This is a genomic window from Nocardia sp. NPDC004722 (assembly GCF_053601505.1).
On sequence record NZ_JBSGBY010000422.1, the window covers coordinates 1 to 7,453 of the forward strand.

Annotated in this window: 8 protein-coding genes and 1 pseudogene; 3 read left to right on the forward strand and 6 right to left on the reverse strand. The window is 68.7% G+C overall.

What is annotated here, in order from left to right:
* Positions 1–80: 80 nt before the first annotated feature.
* Positions 81–515 (forward strand): annotated as a pseudogene (locus ACWELQ_RS31815) (zinc-binding dehydrogenase); the annotation flags it as partial.
* A 9-nt stretch (positions 516–524) separates the two neighbouring features.
* On the opposite strand, the gene ACWELQ_RS31820 reads toward ACWELQ_RS31815, so the two are convergent.
* The 6 genes from ACWELQ_RS31820 to ACWELQ_RS31845 form a co-directional block, all read right to left on the reverse strand.
* Entirely contained in the window at positions 525–806 is a 282-nt protein-coding gene (locus ACWELQ_RS31820) for a FeoC-like transcriptional regulator (RefSeq protein WP_452400730.1), read from the reverse strand.
* Positions 803–2,941 (reverse strand): ferrous iron transport protein B, encoded by a 2,139-nt coding sequence (gene feoB, locus ACWELQ_RS31825; protein ID WP_452400731.1) that lies wholly within the window; start codon positions 2,939–2,941, stop codon positions 803–805. Before feoB ends, ACWELQ_RS31820 begins: the two co-directional genes overlap by 4 nt.
* Positions 2,938–3,171, reverse strand: a complete 234-nt coding sequence (locus ACWELQ_RS31830; RefSeq protein ID WP_452400732.1) for a FeoA family protein — start codon at positions 3,169–3,171, stop codon at positions 2,938–2,940. Before ACWELQ_RS31830 ends, feoB begins: the two co-directional genes overlap by 4 nt.
* A gap of 153 nt (positions 3,172–3,324) precedes the next feature.
* Complete coding sequence (locus ACWELQ_RS31835; RefSeq protein ID WP_452400733.1) at positions 3,325–4,722, reverse strand: DUF2252 domain-containing protein; 1,398 nt, start codon at positions 4,720–4,722, stop codon at positions 3,325–3,327.
* A gap of 49 nt (positions 4,723–4,771) precedes the next feature.
* Entirely contained in the window at positions 4,772–5,155 is a 384-nt protein-coding gene (locus ACWELQ_RS31840) for a hypothetical protein (protein ID WP_452400734.1), read from the reverse strand.
* A gap of 116 nt (positions 5,156–5,271) precedes the next feature.
* Entirely contained in the window at positions 5,272–5,997 is a 726-nt protein-coding gene (locus tag ACWELQ_RS31845) for an SDR family oxidoreductase (protein WP_452400735.1), read from the reverse strand.
* 95 nt (positions 5,998–6,092) lie between these two features.
* Between ACWELQ_RS31845 and ACWELQ_RS31850 the strand changes: the two genes are divergently transcribed.
* Positions 6,093–6,932, forward strand: coding sequence for a LysR family transcriptional regulator (locus tag ACWELQ_RS31850; RefSeq protein WP_452400736.1), 840 nt, complete (start codon positions 6,093–6,095; stop codon positions 6,930–6,932).
* Positions 6,933–6,940: 8 nt separating this feature from the next.
* Complete coding sequence (gene arfB, locus ACWELQ_RS31855; protein WP_452400737.1) at positions 6,941–7,369, forward strand: alternative ribosome rescue aminoacyl-tRNA hydrolase ArfB; 429 nt, start codon at positions 6,941–6,943, stop codon at positions 7,367–7,369.
* Positions 7,370–7,453 lie beyond the last annotated feature (84 nt).

A 7,453-nucleotide genomic window follows, 5' to 3' on the forward strand; every position in this document is an offset into this window, starting at 1 on the left:
GATCACCTTGCCCGGGTGGGGCCGATGGTTCTCGGGCATGACGATGTCGATGATCAGCAGCCGCGCCTCGGTACGCGCGCGAATACGGTTACGACGACGCATTCCTCAACGAGACCTTCGACGCCGAGGTCCGCGCGGCCACCGGCGGCCGCGGTGTCGACCTGGCGCTGGAATCCGTCGGCGGCGAAACCCTGCGCCGCACACTGGAATCCCTGGCCCGCTTCGGCCGCCTGGTCTCCTTCGGCAATGCCGGTGGCGAGGCCCCGTGGCAGGTCGGCGCGAGCGATCTGCTCCCGCAGGGCCGCACGGTCTCCGGCTTCTCCATCCTGGGCCTGAGCCTGGCCGCCCCGGACGTACTGCACGAGATCGCCGCCAAGGCTTTCGAATTGGCCACCTCCGGCAAGGTCGAGCTGCCCATCACGGCGGAGTTCGCCCTCGCCGACGCGGCCGAGGCGCACCGGCTGATGGCGGGCCGCACCTCGACCGGCAAGCTCGTGATCGCCGTCAATCCCTGAGCGGTTCTGTCAATCCCCGTGCGGCCGCGGCGTGATGGCCAGCAGCACAGGGCCTTTCGGTCCGGTGGAGCAGCCGGTCTGCGCGCAGCCGGCGCACCCGGTGGCCGGGCACCCGGACCCGATCTGCTCCACCGACAGCCGCCCCTTACGGACCCAGTAGTCGACCATGGCCTGGGCCTCGTCACGGGAGACGCCCACGCGCCGCGCCACCTGGTCGAGGCTGAATTCCCCACGGGATTCGGTGATCTCGGCCAGCACCCGGCGCAGCGGGCTGGTGGTCGGCGCGCTCACCAGAAGATCCGCCCGATCTGGAAGACCGCGACCGCCAGCACCCACGCCACCGACAATTGCAGGGCCACGCTCATCAACGTCATGCGCATCCCGATGGTGTTGCGCAGCACCGCGAGCGTGGTCATGCACGGCGTGTAGGCGAGCAGGAACATCATGAACGCCAGCACGGCCGGAATGGTGTGCCCGCCCGAGGACTGCCGGAAGGTGTCACGCAACTGGTCCGACAGGGGCGCGTCGGCCGGGCCGTCACCCGGATCGGCCATGCTGTAGGACTGCGAAATCGTCGCCACCACAGCCTCTTTCGCGACAAACCCGCTCACCAGCGCGGCGCCGGCATGCCAGTCGTCGAATCCGGCGGGAGCGAACGCGGGCGACACCGCCGACGACACCGCGCCCAGCGCGCTGTGCTCGGGCTGCACCTCGCCGAAGCTACCGCCGCCCATCGGAATCGAGGCCAGCAGCCAGATGCCGGTGACGGTGGCGACGATGATGCCGCTGGCCGTGGTGAGGAATCCGCGCATCTTCTGCCAGGTATGCACGCCCAGCACGTGCAGGCTGGGGCGGCGGTAGGGCGGCAGGTCCAGCACCAGCGGCTCGTCGGCCATGTCGCGGAACATGGTATTGCGCAACAGGTATCCGATACCGACCACCAGCAGGATGGAGGCCAGGTACATGGCGAACACCACCGTGCCCGCCTGGCTGCCGAAGAACACCCCGGCCAGCAGCACGTACACCACCAGGCGCGCATTGCAGCTGGTGAACGGGATCAGCAGCGCGGTGAGCAGCCGGTGCCGGGGATTGGACAGCACCCGGGTGCCCGCGATGGCGGGCACATTGCAGCCGAAGCCGACGATCATCGGCAGCACCGCGCGACCGGGCAGGCCGATGGTGCGCATGAGCCGGTCGGCGACGAAGGCCGCGCGGGCCATGTAGCCCGAATCCTCCAGCAGCGCCAGCAGAACGAACATGATCAGCATGAGCGGCACGAAGCTCAGCACCTGGCCGACGCCGTTGATGAAGCCGTCGTGCACCAGCCCGATCAACGGCTGCGGAGCGTGCAGGGTCCGCAGGAGATCCGCGGCCGCGTCGGCCACCGGGCCGGTGAAGAAGCCGCCCAGCGCGTCCTGTAGCGGCTTGGCGACCGTGGTGGTCAGCTCGAACACCAGCCACATGACGGCCAGGAAGAGGGGGACGCCCAGCCAGCGGTGGGTGACGAGGCGATCCACGCGATCGCTGCGCGTGGTGCGTGTCTCGGCGTCGGTGACGACGGCCGCGCGCACATCGTGGGCCCAGGCGTAGCGGCGTTCGGCGATGAGGATCTCGCCGTCGTCCTCGAGATCCAGGGGCTCGAAATCTGAGGTCTCGTCCGAGGATTCGGCCAGGGTCGCGCGGGCGGCAGCTGACAGTTCCGCCGGGACGCCCGGAGGGGTATCCCCGGCGAGCAGAGCCAACGCCAGCCAGCGCGCCGGATAGCCCTCGGGCAGCAGCGGTTCCAGCGCCGCGATGGCGGTCTCCAGATCATCGCCCAGGTGCGGTGCGACGGGTGCGCGAGAGTCAGTCAGCGCGGCGTCGATGGCGGCGGCCAAGGCGGGTACCCCCGTGCCGCCCCGTGCCACCAGCGGAACAACCGGTACACCAAGCGCTTTCGCGAGCCGCTCGGCGTCGACGGGCGCGCCGCGTCCGGCCGCCACATCGGTCATGGTCATGGCGACGACCGTGGGCACCCCGGTCTCCAGGATCTGCGACAGCAGATACAGGCTGCGCGCCAGATTGGCGGCGTCCACCACGGCGACGACCAGGTCCGGCCGGTCCGGTCCGGCATCGGTGAGCAGGGCGTCGCGGGTGACGGCCTCGTCCGGGGCGGCGGGCAGCAGGCTGTGGGTACCGGGCAGGTCCAGCAGGCGAATCGTGGTGCCGGGGGAGAGTTTCCAGGGGCCCTCGGTCACCTCGACCGTGGTGCCGGGCCAATTGCCCACTCGCTGACGGGCTCCGGTGGCGGCATTGAACAGCGTCGACTTGCCGACGTTCGGATTGCCGACGAGCACCACCGTGGCGGTCCCGGCGAGGGTCGCGGTAGTCCCGGAGGGCTTGGTTGTGGAGCCGGAATTCACCGGCCCGCAGCATGATTCGTTCATGCGCGGACTTCCCGTGCCACGTCGATGGCCCGCGCGGTGGCCCGGTCCACGGCGATGCGGGCCTCGCCGACGCGCAGGATGCGCCCGCCGCAGACACCGATCGCGGACACGCTCACCGGTGCGCCCGGGATCAATCCCATTTCGAGTAGCCGCCGTCGCTGCCGACCCAGGAGTCGAAGCTCTCCGATCCGGAAAGTCTCTCCAGGTTTGCTGTCGATCAGCGAGCTCAAGGCGAACCTCTTTCAACCGGTCGTGGTGAATCTCGAACGATCCCTGGGGGCTGGAACGTTTGTGCGTTAGGGGAACCTAATGACCAATTTTAAGAGGCTACTGAGAATTAGCTATACCGCGCTAATCACGTCTGATTTGGGACATTAGTCCCTTTACTCGTCCTTCTCTCCGGAATCTCCCGAGCCATTCGAGGCCGCCGTCACCCGGCCGGAATCGATGGCGGCCAACAGGGATTCGTGATCGGCCACCGTCTGATCGGCATAGGCCAGCGCGAACTCGCCCATGGCCTTGTCGAACACGTCGTTGCCGCCCAGGTACGCCGCGATCGCCACCCGGTCGCCGGACCGCGCGTGCCCGCGGGCGAGGGTGTGCCCGCACAGGCTCGCGTACTGGCGCAGCTGCGCGGCCGACATGTCGTCGATGACCAAGGAGCCCTTCATGTCTCGCAGCTGCCGCCAGTAGTAGAACAGTCCGTCCGGGCCGGTCGCCCAGCCGAGGAAGATGTCACCGGCCGACTGGGTGAGCCGCTGCCCGTGCACCACCCGATGCCCCTGATGGTGGAACTGGCTGGCGCGCAGATGCGTCGAGAGCACCGAATCCTCGGCCTGCTTCACCTGGAGAAACAGTGGATCGCCGGTATTGCGCCCGGTCAGCAGGGCGATGAAGCAGCGCGTCCCCACACTGCCCACGCCCACGACTTTCATGGCGATATCCCGTAATTCGTACCGGTCGAGCAGGACACGGCGCTCCTCGGGCAGGGTCGCCCGATAGTCCGAGAGCACCGAATTCAGGTCCGCGTGCAGCTCTTTCGGCACCGGCATGACCAGCGGCGGATCCGCCTTGATCCGGGGCGCGCCATCCGGCCCGGGCTCGGTGAGTTTGTCGAGTGCCTGCAGGCTGGTTCGCGACCGCGCCTTGCTGATCACCTTCTCGGTCTGCTTGCGATCCTTGGGTTTCAACAGCTCCGACACCTGCTCGGCGTCGACCTTCTCGTACCAGACGTCGGTCTCCCCGAGCGCCGCCAGCCGAGCCATCGCCTCCCGATAGGCCTGTCCCGCCGCCACCGCCGCCCCGCGGGCCTCGTCGTCGCCGAATCCGTTGGCCCGGGCCGCCACCGCGACACTCGCCGCCAGCCGCTTCACATCCCACTCGAACGGGCCCGGCAGTGTCTCGTCGAAGTCGTTGACGTCGAACACCAGCGCCCGCTCCGGCGACGCGAACAACCCAAAGTTCGACAGATGCGCGTCCCCGCACAACTGCACGTGCAACCCGGTGTTCTCCCCGCTCGCGAGGTCGCCCGCCATGATCGCGGGCGCACCTCGATAGAACGGAAACTGTCCCGCCGCCATCCGGGCGTACCGGATCTCGACCAGCTCGGGCACCCGGGTCTCGGCCTGCCGCTCCAGAATCGACACCGGATCCACCCGATCCGCCGCCGCCTTCCACTCACCCAGCGACGACCGCGGCACCCGCTTGCGCGCCGCCCGCCCCACCTCCGCCGCCGAAGCGTCGGCGGCACCCCCTGCTGACCCCGCCTCGGATGTCGACATGCGAAAACTCTAGTCCCCCGGAAAGCAGGAGATGGGGCCGACTGTGCGTCTAGAACGGAACGTGGTCCTCACCCGGATAAGCGGGATTGCCGAAGGTGAACCCCCATCCGGGAGTGGTCAACAGCGACGCCGATTCACCGGGTTGCAGCACCGCGACCTGGCGCGTCGGCGTACATGTGTCGTCCCCGTAGACGTACACCGTCTCATTGGTGTTGTTGGTGACCGCCACCGCGAAATTGCCGACGTACGTCAGGCAGTACCTCGAATAGAAATTGTTGTCGCTGAGGACTTCCGGAATCGGAGTCGGATCGTTCGGGCTGGCGATCACGGTCACCAACTGCCCGGTGATCCCGTCGTACGCCGACGCGGTGGGCGCGAAGGCGAGCCCGACTCCGGCGACGATCGAGGCAACCGCACATGATCTTCGAAACACGCTGCACTCCTAGGTAATTGAATCATCAACCTTTGGAGTGAAGCACCGGCCGATCGTCGCCCGCCAGCCTTCGTGCACCCGCGTCATACTTCCGCCATATTTGCCGTGCGGACTCGCTACCAGGGCACTACGCCCGAGTCGTCGAAGAAGCCGCCGGTCGGGCCGTCGTCGGGCAGGGTGGCGAGGTGGATCGCGATGGCGGCGCCCTGGGTGGGGGTGCGGGTGCCGCGGAAGTTGTTGAGGTCGGTGGCGCAGAAGCCGGGGCAGCCCGCGTTGATCAGGATGTTGGTGTCGCGCAGTTCCTTGGCGTACTGGATGGTGACGGCGTTGAGGAACGACTTCGACGGTGAGTACGCGGCGGAGAGCGGGCCGGTTTCGGCGTCGAGGACGGCTTGGGTGGCGAGGGAGCCGACGGTGCTGGACATGTTGACGATGCGCGGCGACGTCGAGCGGCGCAGCAGGGGGAGCATCGCGTTGGTGACGCGGATGACGCCGATCACGTTGGTTTCCACGGCCGTTCGGACCGTGTCGAGTTCGACGGTGGTGGGGTTCTGCGGCATGGCGCCGGTCACCCCGGCATTGTTGACGAGCACGTCGAGGCGTCCCGTGCGGTCCTCGATCAGGCGGGCGGCGGCGGTGACGCCGGCATCGTCGGTGACGTCCAGTGGCACGCCGAACGCGTCGACCCCGGCCGCCCGCAGCTTCGCCACGGCCTCCTCCCGGCGTACCTCGTCGCGGGAACCGATACCGACCGTCCAGCCCAGCGCGCCCAGGCCAGCCGCGATCTCATACCCGATGCCTTTGTTCGCGCCGGTCACCAGCGCGATCGTGTTTTCGCTCATGGCACCAATCCTGTTCCCCGGCACCGGGGGAGCTCCAACACCGATCGGGTCGGCAGCGATACCGCAGGGGTATCGATCCTGAGTAGAGTGGCGGAGTGGAGACGCGAGAGCTTCGGTACTTCGTGGCGGTCGCGGAGGAATTGCATTTCGGGCGGGCCGCGCAGCGACTCGGCATGGCGCAACCCCCGCTGTCGCGAGCCATCAGCCTGCTCGAACGACGGCTGGGGACAACACTTTTCGACCGCACCAGCCGGGGCGTGACCCTGACCGCTCCCGGGGCGGTGCTGTTGCAGGAGGGCCTGGCCGCGCTCGATGCCGTCGAGGCCGCCGAACGCCGCACCCGCCGTGCCGCCGGTGCACACCCCGGCCTGATCCTGGCCACCAAGGCCGGAGCGTCCAGTGAACTGCTGGCGAAACTGCTGGCCGCCTACGCCGCCGAACCCGATGCCGTCCCCATCGACGTTCAACTCTGCGGACCCGGCGAACAGGAACGGCTGCTGCGCGACGGCCGGGCCGATGTGGCACTGCTGCATCGCCCGTTCGACTCGACGGCCGGGTTCGACACCGAGGACCTCCGCACCGAGCGGCAGGTGGTGGTGCTGCCCGCCGGACACCCGCTCACCACCCGCGACCACGTGCACCTCGCCGACGTCGCCGACCTGCCCGGCCTTCCGACGCCGCGCTGGCCCCACGCCGACGGCACGTACACCGACGGCCCCGGCCCCCAGGTCCGCGACCACACCCAGCTTTTCCAGATGATCGCCCTCGGCCGCGCCTGCGCGGTGATGCCCGAATCCTGCCGCACCTATCTCCGCGACGACCACGCCGCCATCGAAGTCCTCGACGCCCCCACGGTCACCACGGTGATCGCCTGGCCGCCCCACAGCCGCTCCCTCCCGGTGGCCGCCCTCGTCCGAACCGCCACCCGGCTCTAGCCAGTCGCATGCCGGACGACCTGACCATCACCCGGACCCTGGTGATACCCGGATCCGAACTGCGCGAACGATTCTCGCGCTCGTCCGGCCCCGGCGGCCAACACGTCAACACCACCGACAGCCGCGTGGAACTGTCCTTCGACCTCGCCAACTCCCCGTCCGTGCCGGAGCCGCTCCGCACCAGAATGCTCGACCGCCTGACCACCCGCCTGGTCAACGGCATCCTCACGGTCACCGCCTCCGAACAACGCGCCCAACTCCAGAACCGCGCCACCGCCCGAGACCGCCTGGCCACCCTGCTCCGCGAAGCCGCGGCCACCCCACCCCCACCCCGCCGCCCCACCAAACCCTCACGCGGAGCGAAGGAACGCCGCCTCTCCGCCAAGAAACGCCGCGGCGTCACCAAACGCAACCGCCGCGCCTCCCCCGACTCTTAATCCCGTTGTCAAGCAGCAGTGGTGAGGGGCTCAGGTTGATAGAGCCGGTTGTCGCGGAGGAGTGCCCACACGACGTTGACGCGG

Excerpts from the sequence above, each read along its gene's own strand:
- arfB (WP_452400737.1), top strand. The coding sequence starts at position 6,941 with ATGCCGGACGACCTGACCATCACCCGGACCCTGGTGATACCCGGATCC.
- ACWELQ_RS31835 (WP_452400733.1), bottom strand. The coding sequence starts at position 4,722 with ATGTCGACATCCGAGGCGGGGTCAGCAGGGGGTGCCGCCGACGCTTCG.
- feoB (WP_452400731.1), bottom strand. The coding sequence starts at position 2,941 with ATGAACGAATCATGCTGCGGGCCGGTGAATTCCGGCTCCACAACCAAG.
- ACWELQ_RS31845 (WP_452400735.1), bottom strand. The coding sequence starts at position 5,997 with ATGAGCGAAAACACGATCGCGCTGGTGACCGGCGCGAACAAAGGCATC.